The sequence below is a fragment of the Spirillospora sp. NPDC049024 genome, assembly GCF_040649235.1.
Taxonomy (GTDB): Bacteria; Actinomycetota; Actinomycetes; order Streptosporangiales; family Streptosporangiaceae; genus Spirillospora.
This window is the reverse complement of the sequence record NZ_JBEZFD010000006.1, coordinates 252,678-273,102: the sequence shown is the minus strand read 5'-3', so window position 1 is coordinate 273,102 and position 20,425 is coordinate 252,678. Positions and strand designations below refer to the sequence as shown.

Sequence of the window (20,425 nt, the reverse complement as noted above, 5' to 3'; positions counted from 1 at the left end):
CCGAATGTTCGGGTGCCGCACTCAGGAGGACTTTAATGGAAGTCGCGATAAGCACACAAGTGGTTCGCGCGCGAACCCCACCTGCGGCCCGGAGAAGGTTTATCTACCTGGGCGGTCAGGCGGGCAAGCGGTAGACCAGTTCGTACAGATGGGAGCCCTTGACCAGCACTGATACCTCTACGGGCCGGTCATCGTGAGAGTAGGCGACCCGGAATTGCCGGATCACCGGAACGTCTGGCAGCGCCAGGAGGTCGATCTCTTCGTTCGTGGGCATCCGGGAGGACACAGCGTCCACGAAGTGCTGTAGGTCGTATCCCAGGTCAGCCAGAACACGTGGCGCTCCGCCGGGGATCCTCTGCGAACCAGCCAGCTCGGTCCCAGCCGCCAGCTCCAATGGGTAGTACGACCACTCGACCTCCACCGGCCGACCAGCATGGCGCAACAGTCGCCGCCGCACGAGCACCCGTTCTCCAGGGCCGATGTTGAGCGCCTCCGCAACATCATTCGGCGCGGGCAGCTCCGCGACTTCCAGCAGCTCGTAGGAGTAGCCGCCGGGAGTCGGCTCGAAGTAGGCCCCGACCTCTACCCGGAACGGCTGACGGTCGCGCACGAAAACGCCCTTGCCCTGACGGCTGGTCAGGTACCCCTCAACCTTGAGCACCGCCAGAGCCTTCTGCACGGTGGTGTTCGAAACACCGAACTCCGTGACCAGGTGCGCCGTGGAAGGAAGCTGCGTACCCGCCACCAGATCCCCGGCCATGATCCGAGCCCGCACCTCCGCCGCCATCTGCTAGTACGGCGGCCGATCATCCGCTCGTTGTGTCAACGTCGGGAACCCGCCACGAGTCGGTAACGCAGATGGCGCCCCTCAGCGACCATCACCATCACCGATGCTTCAAACGCCACGCCGTCCGCGTTCAAGCAGGTACGCGACAGGACGATCACCGGCGTACCCGGAGACAGTCCCAGCTCGGCGGCTTCATCGCCGGTAGCACTCCGAAACACGATGTCCTCCCGAGCTTCGTGCACCGCGTAGCCCATGTCTGCAAGCAGGGTGACGGCTCCGCCTTTGATCTTCCCCGGAGAGGCCAGAGCCGTTCCCTCTGCAATCCTTGCCGGGTACCAGGAGTCGGTCAGTTCCACAGGCTGACCGTCGAGGAGCATTGTCCTGCGCCGGGTCACCGCAACCTCTCCCGGAGCAAGACTCAGCGCCGAGCGCACGTCTGAAGGTGGGACCTCCCGCGACACCCCGCGCAGCCGCTGAGTGCCGACGCGGCCAGCCTCTGCGGCTTCCTGCGTCCAAGCGTCAACCTCGCCCTCCTGTCGAGGAGACAGGTATGGCAGCGAACTCACGATCCACACAGCACTTCGCCCTTCCTGTCACTTCCCGCGAAACCCATTATGGTCTCGGCCAGCCCCGGCACGCACATCAACGATCACCGACTCAACCGCATACCCAGCAGCCAGGTCATACGACACCTGCGTGAGGGATTTAGCGGCGGTGGTGACCATGACGGCTGAGCGTGCGCACGGGCGGCCGGATGCGACCTTGACCGGGGACCCCTCCGGCAGGCCGCCCCTGGCCTGATGTGGGCAGCCCCAAGGGCAGCCCGAAGCCCGGAGAGGCTAGCAGCCCGCCGCCCCGGTCAAGGCCGCATCCGTCCGCCCACACCGTTGCGGCCCCAAGGCCCCCGAGGTTCGATGACACTGGGGAGAGAGCGTCCACCGAGGGGAAGCGATGAGCCACGATCAGGACCAGGCCGCCGCACTGGCCGCCGCACTGGCCGCCGCCTGGATCCCCGACCTACGCCGCACCGGAGGCGTACGAGTCCCCTTCGACACCGACGCCGACCGCGATCTCTACCGAGCAGCCGCACGCGAGGCCGCCCGTATTCTCGACCGCCCCGTCGAAACCACGACCATCGGCACCCAGGTGCACGTACTTGTCAGCGATTGGGCAGAGCGCCCCCTAGAGCAACGGCTTGAAGACGCGCGCACCCGCAACGCCATCGACGCTGCATTCGCCTCGCTGGATGAACCGCCCACCGACCGCGCCAGCGTCACGCCGCTGCGACCCGAGCAATAGCCCCACCAGCGCGCCCGAGGCGTCATCACCGCGTCAACACCACGTCATCCGGAGGGGTCACAACGCCCACGAACGGACCCGAACGGATCCCAACCGCGCCAGGCTCTCCGGCCCGGAAAATCGGGGTTGACCTGGGCGGACGCCACCATACCGGACTCATCCGGAACGGGCGGGAACACCCAGGCCAACCCCTACCAGGAACCAGCAGTAGCCCTCCACGACCCGTTACGGGACCATCCAGCCGAGCACGGCGGTGGACTGGAGGCCGGACAGCAGGCACATCCCGGCGAGGAACAGCAGGCTCCACAGCACGACGCGGCGGAAGATGTCGCCCTCGCGCCCGTCCAGGCCGACCGCCGCGGCGGCGATGGCGAGGTTCTGCGGCGACACCATCTTGCCGAGGACGCCGCCCGAGCTGTTGGTCGCCGCCATGAGGACCGTCGACAGGTCGGCCTTGTTCGCCGCGGTGACCTGGAGGGCCCCGAACAGCGAGTTGGACGAGGTGTCCGACCCGGTGACGGCGGTGCCGAGCCAGCCGAGGATCGGCGACAGCAGCGCGAAGGCGCCGCCCGCCCCTGCCATCCACGTGCCGAGCGTCACGGTCTGCCCGGAGGCGTTCATCACGAACGCCAGGGCCAGGACCGCCATGACGGTGATGATCGCCCACCGGAGCTGGACGAGGGTCGTCCAGTAGGCGCGCAGGGCCGTGCCGAAGCCGACGCCGAGCGCGGCCATGGTGATCAGACCGGCGACGAGCATCTGCGTGCCGGGCGTGGTCAGGTAGTTGAAGTTGAAGGTCGGCAGGGCCAGCGGCTTGCCGGACGGGCTCGTCAGGTGCAGGCCCGGCCAGGAGAACGTCCGCGTCGCCCGGTCCAGGAGGTCCTTGACCGGCCCGATCTGGCAGACGACGAACACCGCGATGATGATCGCGTAGGGGGCGTAGGCGCGGGCGACCTCGGCGCGCGAGTCCCCGCCGTGCCCGCCCCGTCCCTCGACGCGGGCGGCGAACTCGGGGGTCGGCTCGTCCGCGGCGCCGCCGGCGACCGGGGCGGGCTTCGCCGGCGCCGCGGACGGGCGCAGCCGGACGGCGAGGACGACGGCGGCGGCCGACACCAGCGACGCCACGACGTCGGCGAGCGGCACCGAGATGAAGTTCGCGGTGACGTACTGCGCGGCGCCGAACGCGGCGCCGCACAGCAGGGCGATCGGCCAGGTCTCGCGCAGGCCGCGCCGCCCGTCCACGATGGCGACGAGGACGAGCGGGACGAACAGCGCGAGGATCGGGGTCTGCCGCCCGACCACGGCGCCGAGCGTGTCGCTGGACTCGCCGGTGACCTTGCCGAGCGTGAGGATCGGCGTCGCCATCGCGCCGAACGCGACGGGCGCGGTGTTGGCGGTGAGGGCGAGGACGGCGGCCTTGAGCGGCTGGAAGCCGAGCGCGATCAGCATCACGGAGGTGACCGCGACCGGCGTGCCGAACCCGGCCAGCGCCTCCAACAGCGCGCCGAAGGAGAACGCGATCAGCACGGCCTGGAGCCGGCTGTCGTCGCTGACCTGCGCGAACGACCGGCGCAGCACGTCGAAGTGGCCGGTGGTGACGGTGATGTTGTAGACCCAGAGCGCGTTGATGACGATCCACAGGATGGGGTAGAAGCCGAACGCGGCGCCTTCGGAGCCGGCGAGGAGCGCCTGGTCGGCGGGCATGCCGTACGTCCAGACGGCGACGGCGAGCGAGACGGCCAGCGCGATCAGGGACGCGAGCCAGGCGCGCATGCGGACGCCGCCGAGCAGGACGAACAGCACGGCCAGCGGCAGCGCGGCGACCAGGGAGCTCCAGCCGAGCGAGTCGGCGACGGGATCGAGGACCTGCTGGTACACGGCGATCACCTCGCGGGTTGGCGGTGGCCCCCGAGTACGTCTTCTCTACCCGCCCGGGTGACGGAGATCACCTTGATAGTGAACTTTTCAACTGGTCAGAGCTCCTGAAGGATCCGGGCGGGGGTGAGGGGCAGGTCGCGGAAGCGGACGCCGGTCGCGTGGTGGACGGCGTTGCCCACGGCCGCCGCCGCGCCGACGATGCCGATCTCGCCGATGCCCTTGGCGCCCATCGGGTTCAGGTGGGGGTCTGACTCCTCCACCCACACCGCGTCGATGTCGCGGACGTCGGCGCAGGCCGGGACGTGGTACTGGGCCAGGTCGCGGTTCAGGTAGTCGCCGAACTCCCGGTCCATGACGCTCTGCTCCATCAGCGCCATGCCGATGCCCATGGTCATCCCGCCGATGAACTGGGACCGGGCCGTCGTGGGGTTGATGATCCGTCCGGCGGCGAACACGCCGAGCATCCGGCGGACGCGGACCTCGCCGGTGTCGGCGTCCACCTCCACCTCGGCGAACTGCGCGCCGAACGCGTGCCGGGCGTACTCCTCCCGCCCCTTCAGCTCCTCGCCCGTGTCGGCGGACGCCTCGATCCCCTCGGGCGGGACCTCGCCGTCCAGCTCGCCGAGCAGCGCCTCGCAGGCGCGGACGACGGCCGTGCCCCAGCCGGCCGTCCCGCCGGAGCCGCCCGCCACCGACGCCCTGGGGAACGAGCTGTCGCCGATCTCGACCCTGACGTTGCCGAGGTCCTCCTTGAGCGTCTCGGCGGCGATCAGGGCCAGGGCGGTGCGGGCGCCGGTGCCGATGTCGGCGGCGGCGATCCGGACGGTGAACGTCCCGTCGGGCTCGGCGCGCGCCAGGGCCCGGTTGGGGCGCTGGTAGGCGGGATAGGTGGACGAGGCGACGCCCATGCCGACGAGCTTGCGGCCCTCCCGGCGGGCGCGCGGCCGGGGGTCGCGCGCCGCCCATCCGAATCGCTCGGCGCCCTCCCGGAGGCAGGCGACGAGGTTGCGCGAGCTGAACGGCAGCCCGCTCTCCGGGTCGCGGTCGGTGTCGTTGCGCACGCGGAGTTCGACCGGGTCGACGCCCGCGGCGACGGCCAGTTCGTCCATCGCGGTCTCGAGCGCGTACATGCCCGGCGTCTCACCCGGGGCGCGCATCCAGGACGGGGTGGGGACGTCCAGGGCCACCACACGGTGCGCCGTACGGCGGTGCGGCGCCTGGTACAGCATGCGGGTGGGCGTCGCGGTCTGCTCGGCGAACTCCTTGACGGTCGAGGTCTGCTCGGCCACCTCGTGGATGATCGCGTTGAGCCGTCCGTCCTCGTCGGCGCCGAGCCGGAGGCGCTGGACGGTCGGGGTGCGGTAGCCGGTGGTGGCGAACATCTGCTGGCGCGGGACGGCGAACTTGACCGGCCGTCCGGCGGCGCGGGCGGCCATCGCGGCCAGGACGACGTTCGGCCTCGGCGTCCCCTTGGAGCCGAACCCGCCGCCGACGTGCGGCGACACGACACGGACCTGGGAGGGGTCGAGCCCGAACACCTTCGCGATCATGGACTGGACGGTCGACGCGCCCTGGTTCGAGTCGTGGAGCGTGAGGGACCCGTCCGCGTTCCACTGGGCGATCGTCGCGTGCGGCTCCATCGGGTTGTTGTGCTCGGCCGGCGTCGTGTAGACGGCGTCCACCCGCACGGCCGAGTCCGCGAACGCCTCGTCGGGCTCGCCCTGCTCGGTGTCCGCCGGGAACACCGGGTTCACCTTGTCCGGCTTGTAGAGGCCCTTGTGGTCGGCGACGAGCCGAACGTCCGGCGCCTCCTCGGTGTACTCGACGCGCAGGAGGCGCGCCGCCTCCCGGGCGGTCTCCAGGGTCTCCGCGACCACGGCGGCGACGAACTGGCCGCGGTAGGAGACCGTCCGCGACTGGAACAGGGCCAGCTCGCCGTCCGAGACGTCGCTGAGTTCGGGGGCGTTCTCGCAGGACAGGACGGCGAGCACGCCGGGCAGCTTCAGCGCGGCCTCCGCGTCGACCGACTCGATCCGGCCCTTGGCCACGCCCGCCTGGACGGCGGCGGCGTACGCGGCGTTCTCCACGGGGTACTCGAACGCGTACCGCGCCGTCCCGGTGACCTTCTCGCGGCTCTCCAGCCGGTCGGTCATGAGTCCTCCCCCAGCTCGATCAGCGTCCGAACGATCAGGTTGCGGGCCAGCGGCACCTTGTAGGCGTTGTCGCGCAGCGGCTCGGCGGCCTCCATCTCGGCCTCGGCGGCGCGCAGGAACGACTCCTCCGTGGGCTCGGCGCCGCGCAGGGCCTCCTCGGCGCGGCGCGCCCGCCACGGCTTGTGCGCGACGCCGCCGAGGGCCAGCCGGACGTCCCGGATCCGGCCGTCGGCGACGTCCAAGGCCGCCGCGATGGAGACCAGCGCGAACGCGAACGACGCGCGCTCGCGGACCTTGCGGTAGCGGGACGGCATGCCCAGCGCGGGAACTTCCACGGCCGTGATGAGGTCGCCCGGTTCGAGCGTGGTGTCGCGCTGCGGCTCGTCGCCGGGCAGCCTGTGCAGGTCTTCGAAGGGGATGGTCCTCTCCCCGCCGCGCCCCTGGACCCGCACGGACGCGTCCAGGGCCGCCAGGGCCACGGCCATGTCGGAGGGGTGCGTCGCCACGCAGGCGTCCGAGTGGCCGAGGATCGCCAGGTTGTGGTGCTCGCCCTCACGCGCCGGGCACCCGCTGCCGGGGTCGCGCTTGTTGCAGGGCTTGGAGGCGTCCTGGAAGTAGGAGCAGCGGGTCCGCTGGAGCAGGTTGCCGCCGACGGTGGCGAGGTTGCGGATCTGGCCGGACGCCCCCGCGAGCACGGCCTGCGCCAGGACGGGATGCCCTTCGCGAACGGTCCGGTCGGCGGAGAGGGCGCTGTTCGTCACCGCCGCGCCCACGACGAGGCCGCCGTCCGGCCGCAGTTCGATCCGGTCGTAGGGGAGATGCGCGACGTCGACGAGCCTGGTGGGCTCCTCCACACCGAGACGCATCAGGTCCACGAGGTTGGTTCCGCCGCCCAGGTAGACGGCTCCGTCGTGGTGGCGCTGGAGGGCGTCCTCGGCGCTGGTGGCGCGCTCGTAGGTGAAGGGCCTCATGCCTCGGCCGCCTCCGTGCGCCGGGAGGCCTGCTTGAGGGCCGCGACTATGCCGACGTAGGCCCCGCACCGGCACAGGTTGCCGCTCATGCGCTCGCGTATCTCGTCGTCGTCCAGGACGGGGTCGGTCCCGAGGTCTGCGGTCACGGCGCTGGGCCAGCCGCGTTCGGCCTCGTCCAGCATCCCCGTGGCGGAGCAGAGCTGGCCGGGGGTGCAGTACCCGCACTGGAAGGCGTCGTTCTCGATGAACGCCTTCTGGACGGGACTGAGCTCTCCGTCCCGCGCCAGGCCCTCGACCGTGACGACGTCCGCTCCGTCGTGAGCGACGGCCAGCGCCAGGCACCCGTTCGCCCGGCGCCCGTCGAGCAGGATGGTGCAGGCTCCGCACTGGCCGTGGTCGCAGCCCTTCTTCGACCCCGTCAGGCCGAGATCCTCGCGCAGGACGTCCAGGAGGGACGCTCGTGTGTCGACGTCGAGACGGTGCTCCGTCCCGTTCACGACCAGGGTGATGCCGGCGTGCACCGGGGAGGCTTCGCTTTCCATGCGGGGGTGCCTACCCCGGATCTCCCTCTCGGTCACAGAAGACCGGGGCGGCGTCCGGGTGGTCTCCCCCACCGCCCTCAGTCGGAGTCGGTGAGGATCTCCACGACCTGCCGCGCCGTATCGGTCGGCAGCGGCGCCGGCAGCCCCTTCCACTTGCGGGACGCCGCCACCGCCGCGGCGCCCGCGCCGCCCCCGTACACGGCGGCGGTGATGAACGACGCCAGCTCGGGCGGCAGCTTCTTCTCCAGAAGCAGCACGTTCATCCGGTAGGTGGCGGCGGTGGCCATGACGCCGAACGCCCCGGCCACGGCCCCCAGCCGCAGCGCCGGGATGCGCTGCCTGGCCTTATCGATCATTTCCTGCTGCGCCGCCTCGACCACACGCCGGGCGAGCACGAGGTTCTGCTCCAGCGGTTCGGCGGCCGCGGCGGGTTTGCGCGACTCCGACATGACCTCGGCTTACCCGTCTGAGGGGAGGAGATTCCGGCAAGCATGATGTCACTTTCCGTGACTTTGACGGTGCTGTAAGTTGCCGGAACGGACCCGACAGAGAGGCCGGTTCATGCAACCCTTCGAGCTGCCCGACTTCTACGTCCCGTACCCCGCCCGGCTCAACCCGCATCTGGAGGGCGCGCGCCGGCACACCATGGCGTGGGCGCGGGAGATGAGGATGCTGGACGACCACCGCGACCCCGGCACCCCCGACATCTGGGACGAGCGCGCACTCGAAGCGATGGACTACGCCCTGCTCTGCGCCTACACGCACCCCGACTGCACCGCCCCCGAGCTCGACCTCGTCACCGACTGGTACGTCTGGGTCTTCTACTTCGACGACCACTTCCTGGAGGTCTTCAAGAAGCCGCAGGACCAGGAGGGCGCCCGCGCCTACCTCGACCGGCTGCCGGCCTTCATGTCGCTCGACCCGCCCGAACCGGTGAACGCCGTCGAGCGCGGCCTCGCCGACCTGTGGGCGCGCACCGTCCCGGCGCGGTCGGACGCCTGGCGCCGCCGCTTCTCCCTGAGCACCCTGAACCTGCTGCGCGAGTCGCTGTGGGAGCTGTCCAACATCAGCGCCGGGCGCGTCCCGAACCCGGTCGAGTACATCGAGATGCGGCGCAAGGTCGGCGGCGCGCCCTGGTCGGCAGACCTCGCCGAGCACGCCGCGGGCGTCGAGATCCCCGAACGCGTGGTGGGGACGCGGCCGCTGCGCGTGCTGAAGGACGCGTTCGCCGACGGCGTCCACCTGCGCAACGACATCTTCTCCTACCAGCGCGAGACCGAGTCCGAGGGCGAGGTCAACAACTCGGTCCTGGTGATGGAGCGCTTCCTGTCGGTGGCGCCGCAGGTCGCCGCGGACACCGTCAACGACCTGCTCACCTCGCGGCTGCGCCAGTTCGAGAACACCGCGGTCACCGAGCTGCCGCACGTCTTCGAGGACCACGCCCTCGACCCCGCCGAGCGGGCGGGCGTGGCCGCCTACGTGAAGGCCCTCCAGGACTGGCAGTCCGGCGGCCACGAATGGCACCTGCGGTCCAGCCGGTACATGAACGACAGATCGCTCGGCATGTCCGCCGCGCGCATCCCCGCGCTGCTGAAGTCGGCCCGGATCAGCCTTCCGCACATCCCGTTCCAGAGGGTGGGGCCCACGCCGCTGCCGGAGTTCGACGTCCCGTACCGGGCCCGTGTGAACCCGCACCGCGACCGCGCGGGGCGCGACCTCCTCGCCTGGGCGCGGGACATGGGCATGTTCTCTCCCCATCCCCGCACGCCCGTCCCGGTGTGGGACCCCGACCGGCTCTCGGGGATGGCGCTGGAGGTCTGCGCCGCGTCCCTCGCGCCGGACGCCGATCCGGAGGCGCTCGACCTCGCCGTCCAGTGGCTCGCCTGCGGCACCTTCGGCGACGACTTCTTCCCCGCCGTCTTCAACCGCGACCGCGACATGGCGGGCGCGAAGGCCTTCAACGCCCGCGTCCCCCGGTTCCTGCCGCTGGACCTCGGGCCCGCCCCGACTCCGGAGAACCCGTTCGAGGCCGCGCTGGCCGACCTGTGGCCGCGCACCGCCGGGCCCATGGACGACGCCGGCCGCCGCGAGTTCCGCGCGTCCGTCGAGCACATGGTCGAGAGCTGGCTGTGGGAGCTGAACAACCACCTCCAGGCGCGCATCCCCGACCCCGTCGACTACGTCGAGATGCGGCGGCACACGTTCGGCTCCGAGCTGACGATGAGCCTGACGCGCATCGGGCGCGGCAAGGAGATCCCCGCGCACGTCTTCGAGACCCGCACCCTGCGCGAGATCGACGCCTCCGCCATGGACGTCGCGTGCCTGCTGAACGACTGCTTCTCCTACCAGAAGGAGATCGAGTACGAAGGGGAGCTGAACAACGGCATCCTCGCCGTCGAGAACTTCTTCGGCATCGGCCGCGACGAGGCGCTTCCCGTCGTCAACGACCTCATCACCTCGCGCCGCCGCCAGTTCGAGCACCTGGCCGGGAACGAACTCCCCGCGCTGTGCGACGAGCTCGACCTGGACGACACCGCCCGCGCCGCCCTTTCCGCGTACGTCGAGGAGCTGCGCGACTGGATGGCCGGCATCCTCAAATGGCACCGCGAGACCGACCGCTACGACGAGCGCGAGCCCGTCTTCCACCTCCCCCGGCCCTCCGGCCTCGGGACGTCGGCCCTCCACCTGTTCACCCGCGCCTCGCACTGAGGCGGACTTTCAGACCGGTTTGTCAGGCCCTTCCCCAGGTCATCCCGCACATCACCGCCCCGGGTCCCCGCCCCGGGGCGGTGGTCCGCGGGATGAAGCGAAATGCTGTGCCATGTGCGGACATGTGCCCTGCGTCCGGCCAGAACGCCGCGACGAGAGGAGAGGGCTTGCCATCCCCATTGCAGGCATCGCACCCGCCCGACGACAGGCGGCGCCGTTTCGAAGACATCTACGCGGCCAACCGCGCCCGGATCCTCGGGTACGCGCTGCGCCGCACCAGCGACCCGCAGGACGCCGCCGACGTCCTGGCGGAGACGTTCCTGACCGCCTGGCGGCGGCTCGACGACGTCCCGCCGGGTGACCAGGCCCGGCTGTGGCTGTACGGAGTGGCGCGGCGCGTCCTGGCCAACCACCACCGCGGCGAGCGCCGCCGGTCCGCGCTGGCCGCCGACCTCGGCGCCCGGCTGCGCGACGGCCTGGGCGTCCAGGACGCGTCCGGCGACGACCTGACCCGCGTGGGCGCCGCGTTCCGGAGCCTGTCCGAGGCCGACCGCGAGCTGCTGTCCCTGATCGGCTGGGAGGGGCTCGGCCACGCCGAGGCCGCGACCGTCCTCGGCTGCTCCCGCAACGCGCTGCGGATCCGCCTGCACCGCGCCCGCCGCCGGTTCGCCCGCGCCCTGGCCCGCATGGACGCGGACGTTCCCGCCTCCCTGCCCGCCACGACGCTTCCTCCCAAGGTGCGGATCCCGAACGGAGACACCCCATGAACCGCGACATCGACACCCTGATCGGCGGACTCGCCTCCGTCACCGACCGCCAGGCCGCAGACCTCCTGCCGGAGGACGCGGCCGCCGCCCTCGCCGACCGCATCACCGCCACCGCGGTGCCCTCGGCCGCCCCGCGCAAGCGGCGCTCGCCGATCACGTTCGTCGGCGTCCCGCTCGCGGCGGCCGGCCTCGCCTGCGCGGCCGTGACGGCGGTCGTGGTGACCCACGACGGCGGCTCCGGCGGAGCCCCGGCCGTCACGCCGTCGAGCCCGCGCGTCCAGCTGGCCGCGGCGCTGGCCTTCACCCGGAAGGGCGAGTACATCGACGTGCGGGTCCGCGACCCGCTGGCCGACCCGAAGCGCTACAAGGAGGAGTTCGCCGCCCGCGGCCTCAACGTGACGCTGTCGATGGTGCCGGCCTCCCCGTCCATCGTCGGCACGGTCGTCATGGAGGAGGCCAGCGACAACACCGACGAGCGGGACTTCAAAACGATCATCTCCAAGGGCGAGTGCGAGACCGGCGGCGGGGGCGACATGTGCCCGGTCGGCGTCCGGATCCGCATCGGCTACAAGGGCGCCGCTTCCGTCGTCTTCGGACGGGAGGCCCGCCCGGGCGAGAAGTACAACAGCACCGGGCCCGTGACCGCCCCGGGCGAGGTCATGCATGGCATGACCTACCGCAGGCACCACGTCGGCGAGGTCCTGGCCGCCCTGCGCAAGCGCCACGTCACCGTCCCCGAGTACCGCGTCATGGAGGGGAACATCAGCATGGTCCGGAAGCCCGGCCAGATCCCGCCAAACTGGTACGTCCACGGCGCGAGCCCCTGGGCCAAGAACCAGGTCCTCCTCTTCGTGGGGCCCAAGCCCACCGAGGAGATGTCGAACCAGCCGCCCGCGTCGGCGCCCGCCTCGCCCACCCCCACGGCGACCCCGTAAGGAACGCCGGACCGCCCCTCGCCGGGGCGGTCCGGGCTTCCTTCACAGGCTCTTATGGCCTCTTCCCTGCGGTCTCGCCCGCTGACGGGGGCGGCGGACCGTGCTCTGGGGCCAGAGCCCGTCCATGCCGCGGGGGCGCCGCCCCCGTCCGCGGTCCGCGCCGGGAGAGCGTCCGGTCGAGGAGGACGGCCGGCACGACGGCCGCCGCCAGCCCGGCGCCGATCCAGGTGACGGAGGTGAGGTCCGCGCCGGCGTTCATGGCGGCCCCCGCGAGCGCCGGGACGAGGCTGATGCCGAGCTGGAACGCCGAGACGGTGGTGGCCCCGGCGAGCGTCGGCGCGTCCGAGGCGATGGCGAACACCCGCCCGTAGATGGCCGGGTTCAGCACGAACCCGGCGACCCCGAGCAGTAGGACGAGCGGGACGACGGCCAGCGCGTGCCGGGCCAGGAGGGCCAACAGGACGGAAATCGCCGCGATCCCGAGCGCCCCGGCCAGAAGCGCGGGCGTTGGCCGCCTGTCGGCGATCCTCCCTCCGATGGACAGCCCGACGAAGGCGCCGCCGCCGAACAGCGCGAGGATCGCGGGCGTCCAGACACCGGGAACGCCGGTGACATCGGTCAGGAACGCCGCGAGGTAGTTGAACGAGATCATGTAGGCGGCGGTGCTCAGGACGGTGACGGCATAGACGGTCCACAGCCGCGGCCGCGTCATCGCGCGAAGCTCGCGCCGCACGCTCGGCCGCGCGTCCGCGCTCGCCGCGGGCACCGCGAGCAGGCAGAAGACCGCGCCGGCGCCGGTCAGGACGACCACGCCCCAGAAGCCTCCCCGCCATCCGGTGAAGTGGCCGAGCAGCGCGCCCGCCGGACCGCCTGCGATCATCGCCAGGCCGAGCCCGCTGACGACGACCCCGGACGCGCGCGCGGCCCGGTCCGGGGCGACGAGGCCGATCGCGGTGACGGCCGCGACCGCCCAGTACCCCGCGTAGGCCAGGCCGCACAGGAAGCGGGTGGCCAGCAGCACCGTGTAGCCGTCGGACACGAGGCCGACCGCCACCGAGGCCGCGAAGACGACCTGGGTGGCCACCAGCGTGGCGCGCCGCGGCCACCGCAGCGTCAGGACGGCGAAGGGCGGCCCGCCGACGACGACCCCGACGGCGAACGCCGAGATCAGCGCGCCGGCGGACGACAGGCTGATCCGGAGGTCGTCGGCGATCTCCGGCAGGACCCCGGCCAGCAGGAACTCCGCACTGCCCATCGCGAACAGGCTGAACGCGAGCAGGTAGACCCCGAGCGGCAGGCTCCCCTTCGAGCCCGGCACCCGCCGTGCCGCGCTCTCGCCGCTCACCGCCCTCCGCCCCTCACCCCGGCCCGGGACTGCTCGACTGCGGCGGGCTGGTCGGGGGCGCGGTGCCGCTCGACGGCGCGGGCGATGTCCTCGTCCAGCAGGTCGGTGTTGACGGCGATGGCGGCGGCGGAGCCCGCCCCGGCGGCGGTGACGACCTGGGCACGCGGGTCGGCGACGTTCCCGACCGCCCACACGCCCGGCACGGTGGTGCGCCCGGTCCGGTCGGTGACGACCCGGCCGTCCTCGGTGGCGCAGCCAAGCCCGGTCAGCAGGGCGTCGTTCGGGACCATGCGCGGGAACAGGAAAACCGCGCGGCGCCGCACCGTCCGGCCGTCGGCCAGCTCGACCCCGCTCAACCGGTCGTCCTCGGCCACCACGCGCTTGATCTCGCCGTCGACGACGCGCACGCCGCGGGCGGTGAGACGCTCGTGGTCCTCCCCGCTCAGCTCCAGGGTGTGGGCGAACAGCACCACGTCGTCGGACCACTGCCGCAGCAGCAGCGCCTGATGCACCGCGCCGGGCGAGGTGCCCAGCACGCCCACGGGCTCGTCACGGACCTCGTACCCGTGGCAGTACGGGCAGTGCAGCACGTCCTTGCCCCACCGTCCCGCCACGCCGGGGACGTCGGGCAGTTCGTCGCGCAGACCGGTGGCCACCACCAGGCGCCGTGCGCCCAGCGCCGCGCCGCCGACGAGCCGCACGGTGAATCCGGGGTCGACGCGGTCCACCCGAGCATTGATCAGCGCCGCTCCGTACCCGGCGATCTCGGCCCGGCCGGCCTCCAGCAGCGCATCGGGCGGCATCCCGTCCCGCGAGAGAAATCCCTGCATGTGCGCGGCAGGAGCGTTGCGGGGCTCGCCCGCGTCCACCACCGCGACCCGGCGCCGCGCCCGTGCCAGCACCAGTGCGGCGTTCAGGCCGGCGGCGCCCCCGCCGACCACCACGACGTCGTAGTCCGTGCCTTGAGTCACATCGCTCATCGCGATCACCTCCGCCGCGGAGGATGCCTTCGCCGCTTTGAGAACGGCAATCTTTGTTGCCATTTCCGGGACGGCCGAAGTGGAATGGGGGCATGCACCACCCTCCCGCGATCGCCGACGCGCTCGCCGAAGTCGGCCCGCGCCTCAAGCGGCTGCGCACCGAGCGCGACGTCACGCTGGCCGAGCTCTCCGAGACCACCGGGATCTCCAAGAGCACGCTGTCGCGGCTGGAGTCCGGTCAGCGCCGTCCCAGCCTGGAGCTGCTGCTGCCCATCTCGCACGCCCACCAGGTCCCGCTGGACGAGCTGGTGGGCGCGCCCGAGGTCGGCGACCCCCGCGTCCGGCTGTCCCCTCGGCGCGTGAACGGCAACACCGTCCTCCCCCTGACGCGCCAGCCCGGCCCGATCCAGTCGTACAAGATGGTCCTCCCGGCGTCCCGGCGCGTGCCCGACCTGTGCACCCACGAGGGCTACGAGTGGATCTACGTGCTCTCGGGGCGGCTGCGCCTGGTCCTGGCCGACCACGACCTGCTGCTGGGCCCGGGCGAGGTCGCCGAGTTCGACACCCGGCTGCCGCACTGGTTCGGCACCACCGGCGAAGGCCCGGTCGAGATCCTCAGCCTTTTCGGCCGCCAGGGCGAACGCATGCACATCCGCGCCAGACCGCGCCCCAAGCACGAACCGACCTGGCCCTCTTCAGCATCGCGGGCGACGAACTCGACGGCCTGACCATCCCGATCGGCGGCCGGCGGCGTTCGGTCAGCCTCGCTCTCGCACCTGATGGCCACCCCATGGCGGTGGGCGACGACCTCCTGCTCCTCGAACTGGATCGGCATGCGTCCGCGCCGCATCCGGCCACCGCGACCCCGTGCCGGCACGCGTCTGCGGGGCCCGTTTGTCTGTCGGCGCTGCCATGATCTAGAAGCCATGCCGCCAGCCCCCCGGAGGAGCCATGCTCAAGGTGACGGACGACGACCTCGAGTGGGCCGAGACGCTCGGTGAGATCTTCTGTGTCACCTTCGTCAGAGGAGTCGACGAGACCGAGGCGCTGTCACGGCTGGGCGCTCTTCCCGACACGCTGGGCCGCCGCACCCTGGAAGAGGCGCGCGAAGCCTACGACTCCTACGAGGCGGGCTACCCCGACTTCGCGTCCGCGATCAGCCTCGGCGCCTGGACCGTGCTGATCGAGCCCAACGGCTTCCTGGGCTCGCAGACCGAGTCGCTGGCGGCGCTGTCGCGCGGCACCGAGGCCGTCTCGGTGCTGCGGCACGACTACGCCGACCACGGCTTCCGCTATGTGGTCGACGGCACGCTGGTCACCGGGTTCGAGCCCACCTGGCCCGAGCACCGCTGGGGCAGCGAGCCCGACCTGCTGCTGGGGAAGATGCGGGCGGCGGGCCTGGACCCCGACGCCGAGGACGACGACGACCTCGTCCCGGGCGCCTACCTCTCGGCCCTTCTGCTGGCGGGCCTGGTCACCCGCGTCCTCCCCCATCCCGACTCGCTGGACGGGGAGCTCCTCACCGCCGCGATCGAGCCCTGGTTCTGCGCGGCCCCGCCCCCGCTCACCCACGGGCCCGCCGCTCCCGCCATGCTCGAAGCCCTCGACGCCGCGCCGCCGCACCTGCTCCGCGCGGTCGCCGCCCGCGAGACGATGCGGCTGGCCGCCGTCCTGGATCTCGACGGCACTCCGGGCCTCGCCGAGGCGGTCGCCGCCGCCGAGCGCGGCGAGCGGGTCACGGTGTCCCCCGGCTCGGAACTCGGCACGCACGTCCGCTCCTGGGTGACGCGCTCGCGCCAGGCAGGACGATCGCTCAACGATCCCGTCGCCCGCCACCACATGAGCGACGCCGAGCGGGACGCCGCCCCCCTGCTGGGATGGTTCGCGAGTGCGCTGCAAGCCGCGCTGTGGCACGAGCCTCACGCCGCCGCGCGTGCCGCGCTCCGTCCGCTCACCCAGGGCCCTCCCGCCCTCCGCGACCCGGCTCAGGAGGCCGCCATCCTGGAGACCCTCCAGGGCCGCACCGCTTAGCCGCGACGCCGCCGCCGGACGGTCGAGAAGGCGCGGTCAGGAGGAGAGCGCGTCGCGGGCGGTCATCAGGGCGAAGCCCAGGAGGTTCTCGCCGCGCCAGGCGGCGGGGGTCTCGGCGCGGGGGTCGTCGGCGGCCAGGCCTATGCCCCAGACGCGGTCCAGGGGGCTCGCCTCCACGAGGATGCGGTCGCCGGTGCCGAGAAGGTAGTCGCGGAGTTCTTCGTTCTGGGCGAACTTGGCCTCGCTGCCCTTTGTGACAATGGTCACACGATTGTCGCGCCACGTCTGCTCGTCGAAGTCGCGGACGCGGCGGCCGAGCTCTTTCGCGTCGCGGGGATGGGACGCCGCGACGATCGCGGCGGCCGTTTCCTCGTCGCCGAAGAGGCGGGCCTTTTCCGCCATCATGTAGTGCTCGGCGGTCGCGTAGGTGACGCGGCCGAGGGTGAACGGGGACGGCCACCACTGGCTGAGATAGCCGCGGCCAGGGGTCTGGTGGCCCCAGAAGAACAGGAACTTCAAGCGCGCGCCCTGCTCCTGGAGGCGGGCCAGCTCGGCAACGTCCATGGATGAGAGCGTGCCAGGGACGGCCGCCGCGGTCCATCCCGTTTTCCCGCCGGGAATGGATGATCGATTGGCGTTGTTGGGATGTTTGCCGCGGTCCGGGGTGGGGATCGCGGTCTAGACCATTTTGCGGTCCCGGCACCCCGCCGGGACCATCTATTGATCCGGCCCGGCCTTGAACAGGAGGACTGCGGTAACAATGGACAACGCCCTGGCGAACCCCCGGCGCACCAAGATCGACGCGTGGCCCGAATGGCGGCCCGCGGAACCGGACTCCGAGCGTCCCGCGGAGGCCGACGCGTCCGAGGACGAGCTCGCCGCGCACTGACGGCCCTCCGGCCGATAGATGAGGACCCGCCCGGTTCCCCGGGCGGGTCTTTCGCGTCCGGGCCAAGCCCTCTGCCCGGCCGAGCGCACGGCCTGGTCGAGCACGCGGCCTGGTCGGGCGTGGGCGGTCCGGTGCGGCGGGGACGTGGCCCGCGGATTCTCGGGCGGCGTGGTCAGGCCGGGGTGAGGAGGCCTTCGATCGCGCGGCGGGCCTTGCCGGTCGCGCCTTGGTCGCCCAGGCGCAGGGCGGTGTTGGCCGCGTTGAGGACCGCGTCCACCTGGAAGGCGGCCAGGTCGGGATCGAGGGGGCCGATCTCGCCCGCCTCCATCGCGTCGCGCATCTCCCGTTCGAGCAGCGCCAGCCACTGCCGGCGCTGGTGCGCCAGCGCGTCCCGGACGGGGCCGGGGCGGCTGTCGAAGTCGGGGAGGTTGGCCGCCCAGAAGCAGCCGCCGGTGAACAGCGGCTTCTCCGCGTATTCGATCCAGTGCTCGGTCAGGGCCCGCACCCGGGCGACGCCGGCGGGCGCGGCCTGCGCGGGGCGCACGACCGCGTCGACGAACAGTTCGCGCGCCGCCTCGACGGTGGCCAGATGCAGGTTCTGCTTGGTGCCGAACAGCGTCTGGATGCCGCTCTTGCTCACCTGGAGGTCGGTGGCCAGCCGCCCGAAGCTCAGCCCGTCGAGTCCCTCCAGTGACGCGACGTCCACGGCGTGCCGGGTGATGGTCCGCCGCGCCCGGGCGCCGCGCAGGAGCCGCCCATCGGTCACGCCCGGCTCCGGGGACGGGACGTTCTCGCTCATCCCGGCCATCCTCCCACAGCATTGCCTATACGTACGATCGACCGTATTGTTTGTTCCGCCCCTGGGGGCGGCGTCCGGCACCGGCCCACCCCGCAGCGGCACCCCGGTATCGCCATCGACGGAGGGCCGATCGTGGACAGCGACCGCATGTTCGAGCTGGCGCAGGCACTCGCCGCCGCCAAGAGCCGCCAGGACGTCCCCGCGGCGATGAAGCTGCTGCACCCGGAGATGCTGCTGGAGAGCCCGGCCTTCGGGACGGCCGTCCGCGGCACGGCCGCGAACGAGAAGGCGCTGCGCTGGTTCTTCGCCTCGTTCCCCGACTACGACGTCGTCCTGCGGGGCCACGCCGCGAGCCGCGACGCGCTGGTCTGCTGGGGCACCGTCCGCATGACCATGACCGGCGACCGGTTCGGCGTCGTGCCCAACGGCAGGCGCGCGGAGCTCCCGGTGTACATCCGGTTCGGGTTCCGGGACGACCTGATCGCCGCGGAGCACTTCTTCTTCGACCTGTCGGAGCTGTGCGCCCAGTCGGGCGTCTCGACCGACGCCGTCCGCGCGGTGCTGTTCGGATCACACGATGCCGCTCGGGGCTCCGCCTGAAGCCCTCCGACGACGAAAGGCGATGAGCCATGCCGACGGACCCGCGCGTGAAGGACGTGGGCGAGATCCGCGCCGAGTTCCTCTTCGACATCGTGGTCGATCTGGACCCGCGCCTGGACTTCGGCCGGGGGCCGGTCGGGCGGCGCGTCCTGTTCGGCGCGGCCGGCGGGGCGTTCGAGGGGCCGGCGCTGCGCGGCGAGGTCCTGCCGGGCGGCGGTGACTGGGCGCTGTTCCGGCCCGACGGGACCATGCTCCTGGACGTCCGGCTGACCCTCCGCACCGACGACGGCGCCCTGGTCCACATGACCTACGGCGGCCGCTACGCCACCCCGCCGGACCTGCGCGCCGAGATGGCCGACCCCGACACCAGGCACCGGGTCGACCCGTCGCGGTACTACTTCCGCACCAATCCGCTCTTCGAGACGGGAGCCGAGCAGTACGCGTGGCTGAACGACATCGTCTGCGTGGGCTTGGGCTACCTCGTCCAGGACGGGATCGCCTACAAGGTCTTCCAAGTGGTGTGAAAGAGCGTCGCAGGCGGGGCCGCTAGAGGACGTTCACCGCCAGCTCGCGGACGACGTTTTCGTCCACCTCGACGCCGAGGCCGGGGGCGTCCGGGACGCGGGCCGTGCCGTCGCAGACCTCGACCGTCGGGCCCGCGTACGGCGACTCGATGAACTGGCGGCCGTTGAGGTCGACCGGGGTGCCGACGCCGTAGGCCGAGAAGAGGTGCAGGGACGCGGCGAGGCCGAGGTCGGAGTCGGTGAGCCCGGAGCCCATCAGCGCGACGCCGCAGTCCTCGGCGAGGGAGCACAGGCGCCGCGACAGGGTCAGGCCGCCGGTGCGCTGGACCTTCGCGATGGCGACGTCGACCGCGTCGAGGCGGACGAACGTCGCCAGGTCGGACGGGTGCCGGAGGCTCTCGTCGAGGGCGACCGGGATCGGGCATGTGTCGCGGAGGCGGCGCAGGCCCGCGATGTCGTTGGCCGGGAGGGGCTGCTCGAACGCGGTCACGCCGAGGTCCTCCAGGCGGCGGGCCATCCCGAGGGCCGAGCGGACGTCGTAGCCCTGGTTCGCGTCCACCCAGAGGGCCGCGTCGTCGCCCGCGTGGAGGCGGACGGCCTCCACCACCTCCGCGTCCTCGGGCCCCAGGCCCACCTTGACCTTGAAGGCGCGGTAGCCCAGGTCGCGGCCCTCGGCGACGCTGTCGGCCACCTCCTCGGGGGACCGGCCCGACACGATCCAGCCGAGGTCGATCGTCTCGCGGCGGCGCTGCCCCCACATGACCCCCAGCGGGACGCCGGCGGCGCGGCCGAGAAGGTCGTGGAGGGCGACGTCCACGGCCGACTTGGCCAGCGGCGCGCCGATGCTGAAGCCCCGGTTGACCGCGCGGTCGAAGGCGGTCGTCACGCCGTCGAGGTCCCAGGCGGGCCGGCCGGTGATCGCGGGCGCGAGGTACCGGTCGACGGTGGTGACGATGGACTCGGCGGTCTCGTACGTCCAGGCCGGGATGGGGGTCGCCTCGCCCCAGCCGTGCGCGCCCTCCGCGCTGACCTTCACCAGGACGCGCAGGCTGGGCCGTCCGGCGACGGCGACCGCGCCGCCGGACACGCCGAACGAGCGCCGGGTGGGCAGGGCCACGCAGAACGTCTCGATCCGTTCGATCTTCATTGCGCCTCCGGGTGCGGGGCGGCGCGCCCGCGGCGCCCCGGACGGCGGGGCGGCGGGCGCGCCGCGGGA

General features: G+C 72.3%; 21 protein-coding genes. 9 read left to right on the top strand and 12 right to left on the bottom strand.

Annotated features, from left to right (window positions below):
• Positions 1-115 precede the first annotated feature (115 nt).
• A complete protein-coding gene (locus tag AB0C21_RS13785) occupies positions 116-787 on the bottom strand; it encodes a GntR family transcriptional regulator (protein ID WP_500204332.1) in 672 nt (223 codons plus the stop codon).
• A gap of 35 nt (positions 788-822) precedes the next feature.
• A complete protein-coding gene (locus AB0C21_RS13780; RefSeq protein WP_500204331.1) occupies positions 823-1,353 on the bottom strand; it encodes a GntR family transcriptional regulator in 531 nt (176 codons plus the stop codon).
• Positions 1,354-1,738: 385 nt separating this feature from the next.
• Here AB0C21_RS13780 and AB0C21_RS13775 point away from each other — a divergent pair, with 385 nt between their 5' ends.
• Positions 1,739-2,086 (top strand): hypothetical protein, encoded by a 348-nt coding sequence (locus AB0C21_RS13775; protein ID WP_500204330.1) that lies wholly within the window; start codon positions 1,739-1,741, stop codon positions 2,084-2,086.
• 225 nt (positions 2,087-2,311) lie between these two features.
• Here AB0C21_RS13775 and AB0C21_RS13770 read toward each other — a convergent pair whose 3' ends face one another.
• From AB0C21_RS13770 to AB0C21_RS13750, 5 genes are all read right to left on the bottom strand, one after another.
• On the bottom strand, positions 2,312-3,964 hold the full coding sequence (locus AB0C21_RS13770; protein ID WP_500204329.1) for an L-lactate permease: 1,653 nt from the start codon (positions 3,962-3,964) through the stop codon (positions 2,312-2,314).
• A 95-nt stretch (positions 3,965-4,059) separates the two neighbouring features.
• Positions 4,060-6,117 (bottom strand): xanthine dehydrogenase family protein molybdopterin-binding subunit, encoded by a 2,058-nt coding sequence (locus AB0C21_RS13765; protein WP_500204328.1) that lies wholly within the window; start codon positions 6,115-6,117, stop codon positions 4,060-4,062.
• The gene (locus AB0C21_RS13760; protein ID WP_500204327.1) at positions 6,114-7,088 is read right to left on the bottom strand and encodes an FAD binding domain-containing protein; all 975 of its coding nucleotides are present in this window, start codon (positions 7,086-7,088) and stop codon (positions 6,114-6,116) included. Before AB0C21_RS13760 ends, AB0C21_RS13765 begins: the two co-directional genes overlap by 4 nt.
• Positions 7,085-7,609: a (2Fe-2S)-binding protein gene (locus tag AB0C21_RS13755; RefSeq protein WP_500204537.1), complete on the bottom strand. Its 525-nt coding sequence runs from the start codon at positions 7,607-7,609 to the stop codon at positions 7,085-7,087. The genes AB0C21_RS13760 and AB0C21_RS13755 overlap by 4 nt, the downstream gene beginning before the upstream one ends.
• Before the next feature lie 98 nt (positions 7,610-7,707).
• Positions 7,708-8,079, bottom strand: a complete 372-nt coding sequence (locus AB0C21_RS13750; RefSeq protein ID WP_500204326.1) for a phage holin family protein — start codon at positions 8,077-8,079, stop codon at positions 7,708-7,710.
• Positions 8,080-8,191: 112 nt separating this feature from the next.
• Here AB0C21_RS13750 and AB0C21_RS13745 point away from each other — a divergent pair, with 112 nt between their 5' ends.
• The 3 genes from AB0C21_RS13745 to AB0C21_RS13735 all read left to right on the top strand — a co-directional run bounded on the left by AB0C21_RS13745 (position 8,192) and on the right by AB0C21_RS13735 (position 12,041).
• Entirely contained in the window at positions 8,192-10,339 is a 2,148-nt protein-coding gene (locus AB0C21_RS13745) for a terpene synthase family protein (RefSeq protein WP_500204325.1), read from the top strand.
• Positions 10,340-10,506: 167 nt separating this feature from the next.
• A complete protein-coding gene (locus AB0C21_RS13740) occupies positions 10,507-11,106 on the top strand; it encodes an RNA polymerase sigma factor (protein ID WP_500204324.1) in 600 nt (199 codons plus the stop codon).
• Complete coding sequence (locus AB0C21_RS13735; RefSeq protein ID WP_500204323.1) at positions 11,103-12,041, top strand: hypothetical protein; 939 nt, start codon at positions 11,103-11,105, stop codon at positions 12,039-12,041. The genes AB0C21_RS13740 and AB0C21_RS13735 overlap by 4 nt, the downstream gene beginning before the upstream one ends.
• Before the next feature lie 52 nt (positions 12,042-12,093).
• On the opposite strand, the gene AB0C21_RS13730 is transcribed toward AB0C21_RS13735, so the two are convergent.
• Positions 12,094-13,386, bottom strand: coding sequence for an MFS transporter (locus AB0C21_RS13730; RefSeq protein ID WP_500204322.1), 1,293 nt, complete (start codon positions 13,384-13,386; stop codon positions 12,094-12,096).
• On the bottom strand, positions 13,383-14,366 hold the full coding sequence (locus AB0C21_RS13725) for an NAD(P)/FAD-dependent oxidoreductase (RefSeq protein ID WP_500204321.1): 984 nt from the start codon (positions 14,364-14,366) through the stop codon (positions 13,383-13,385). Before AB0C21_RS13725 ends, AB0C21_RS13730 begins: the two co-directional genes overlap by 4 nt.
• 92 nt (positions 14,367-14,458) lie before the next feature.
• Between AB0C21_RS13725 and AB0C21_RS13720 the strand changes: the two genes are divergently transcribed.
• Both AB0C21_RS13720 and AB0C21_RS13715 read left to right on the top strand, forming a co-directional pair.
• Positions 14,459-15,094 (top strand): helix-turn-helix domain-containing protein, encoded by a 636-nt coding sequence (locus AB0C21_RS13720; RefSeq protein WP_500204320.1) that lies wholly within the window; start codon positions 14,459-14,461, stop codon positions 15,092-15,094.
• A 223-nt stretch (positions 15,095-15,317) separates the two neighbouring features.
• The gene (locus AB0C21_RS13715; protein ID WP_500204319.1) at positions 15,318-16,397 is read left to right on the top strand and encodes a DUF6461 domain-containing protein; all 1,080 of its coding nucleotides are present in this window, start codon (positions 15,318-15,320) and stop codon (positions 16,395-16,397) included.
• A gap of 36 nt (positions 16,398-16,433) precedes the next feature.
• Here the strand turns inward: AB0C21_RS13715 and ybiA are convergent, their stop codons facing one another.
• Positions 16,434-16,961 (bottom strand): riboflavin biosynthesis intermediates N-glycosidase, encoded by a 528-nt coding sequence (ybiA, locus tag AB0C21_RS13710; protein ID WP_500204318.1) that lies wholly within the window; start codon positions 16,959-16,961, stop codon positions 16,434-16,436.
• Between the two features lie 196 nt (positions 16,962-17,157).
• Between ybiA and AB0C21_RS13705 the strand changes: the two genes are divergently transcribed.
• Complete coding sequence (locus AB0C21_RS13705; protein WP_268843285.1) at positions 17,158-17,286, top strand: hypothetical protein; 129 nt, start codon at positions 17,158-17,160, stop codon at positions 17,284-17,286.
• Between the two features lie 172 nt (positions 17,287-17,458).
• On the opposite strand, the gene AB0C21_RS13700 is transcribed toward AB0C21_RS13705, so the two are convergent.
• Positions 17,459-18,085 (bottom strand): TetR/AcrR family transcriptional regulator, encoded by a 627-nt coding sequence (locus tag AB0C21_RS13700; protein ID WP_500204317.1) that lies wholly within the window; start codon positions 18,083-18,085, stop codon positions 17,459-17,461.
• Positions 18,086-18,217: 132 nt separating this feature from the next.
• Here AB0C21_RS13700 and AB0C21_RS13695 point away from each other — a divergent pair, with 132 nt between their 5' ends.
• Positions 18,218-18,685: a nuclear transport factor 2 family protein gene (locus tag AB0C21_RS13695; RefSeq protein WP_500204316.1), complete on the top strand. Its 468-nt coding sequence runs from the start codon at positions 18,218-18,220 to the stop codon at positions 18,683-18,685.
• Positions 18,686-18,714: 29 nt separating this feature from the next.
• Positions 18,715-19,209 carry a DUF3237 domain-containing protein gene (locus tag AB0C21_RS13690; protein ID WP_500204315.1) on the top strand — a complete coding sequence of 165 codons (495 nt, stop codon included), beginning with the start codon at positions 18,715-18,717 and terminating at the stop codon, positions 19,207-19,209.
• A gap of 22 nt (positions 19,210-19,231) precedes the next feature.
• On the opposite strand, the gene AB0C21_RS13685 is transcribed toward AB0C21_RS13690, so the two are convergent.
• Entirely contained in the window at positions 19,232-20,356 is a 1,125-nt protein-coding gene (locus AB0C21_RS13685) for a mandelate racemase/muconate lactonizing enzyme family protein (RefSeq protein ID WP_500204314.1), read from the bottom strand.
• Between the last annotated feature and the right edge of the window lie 69 nt (positions 20,357-20,425).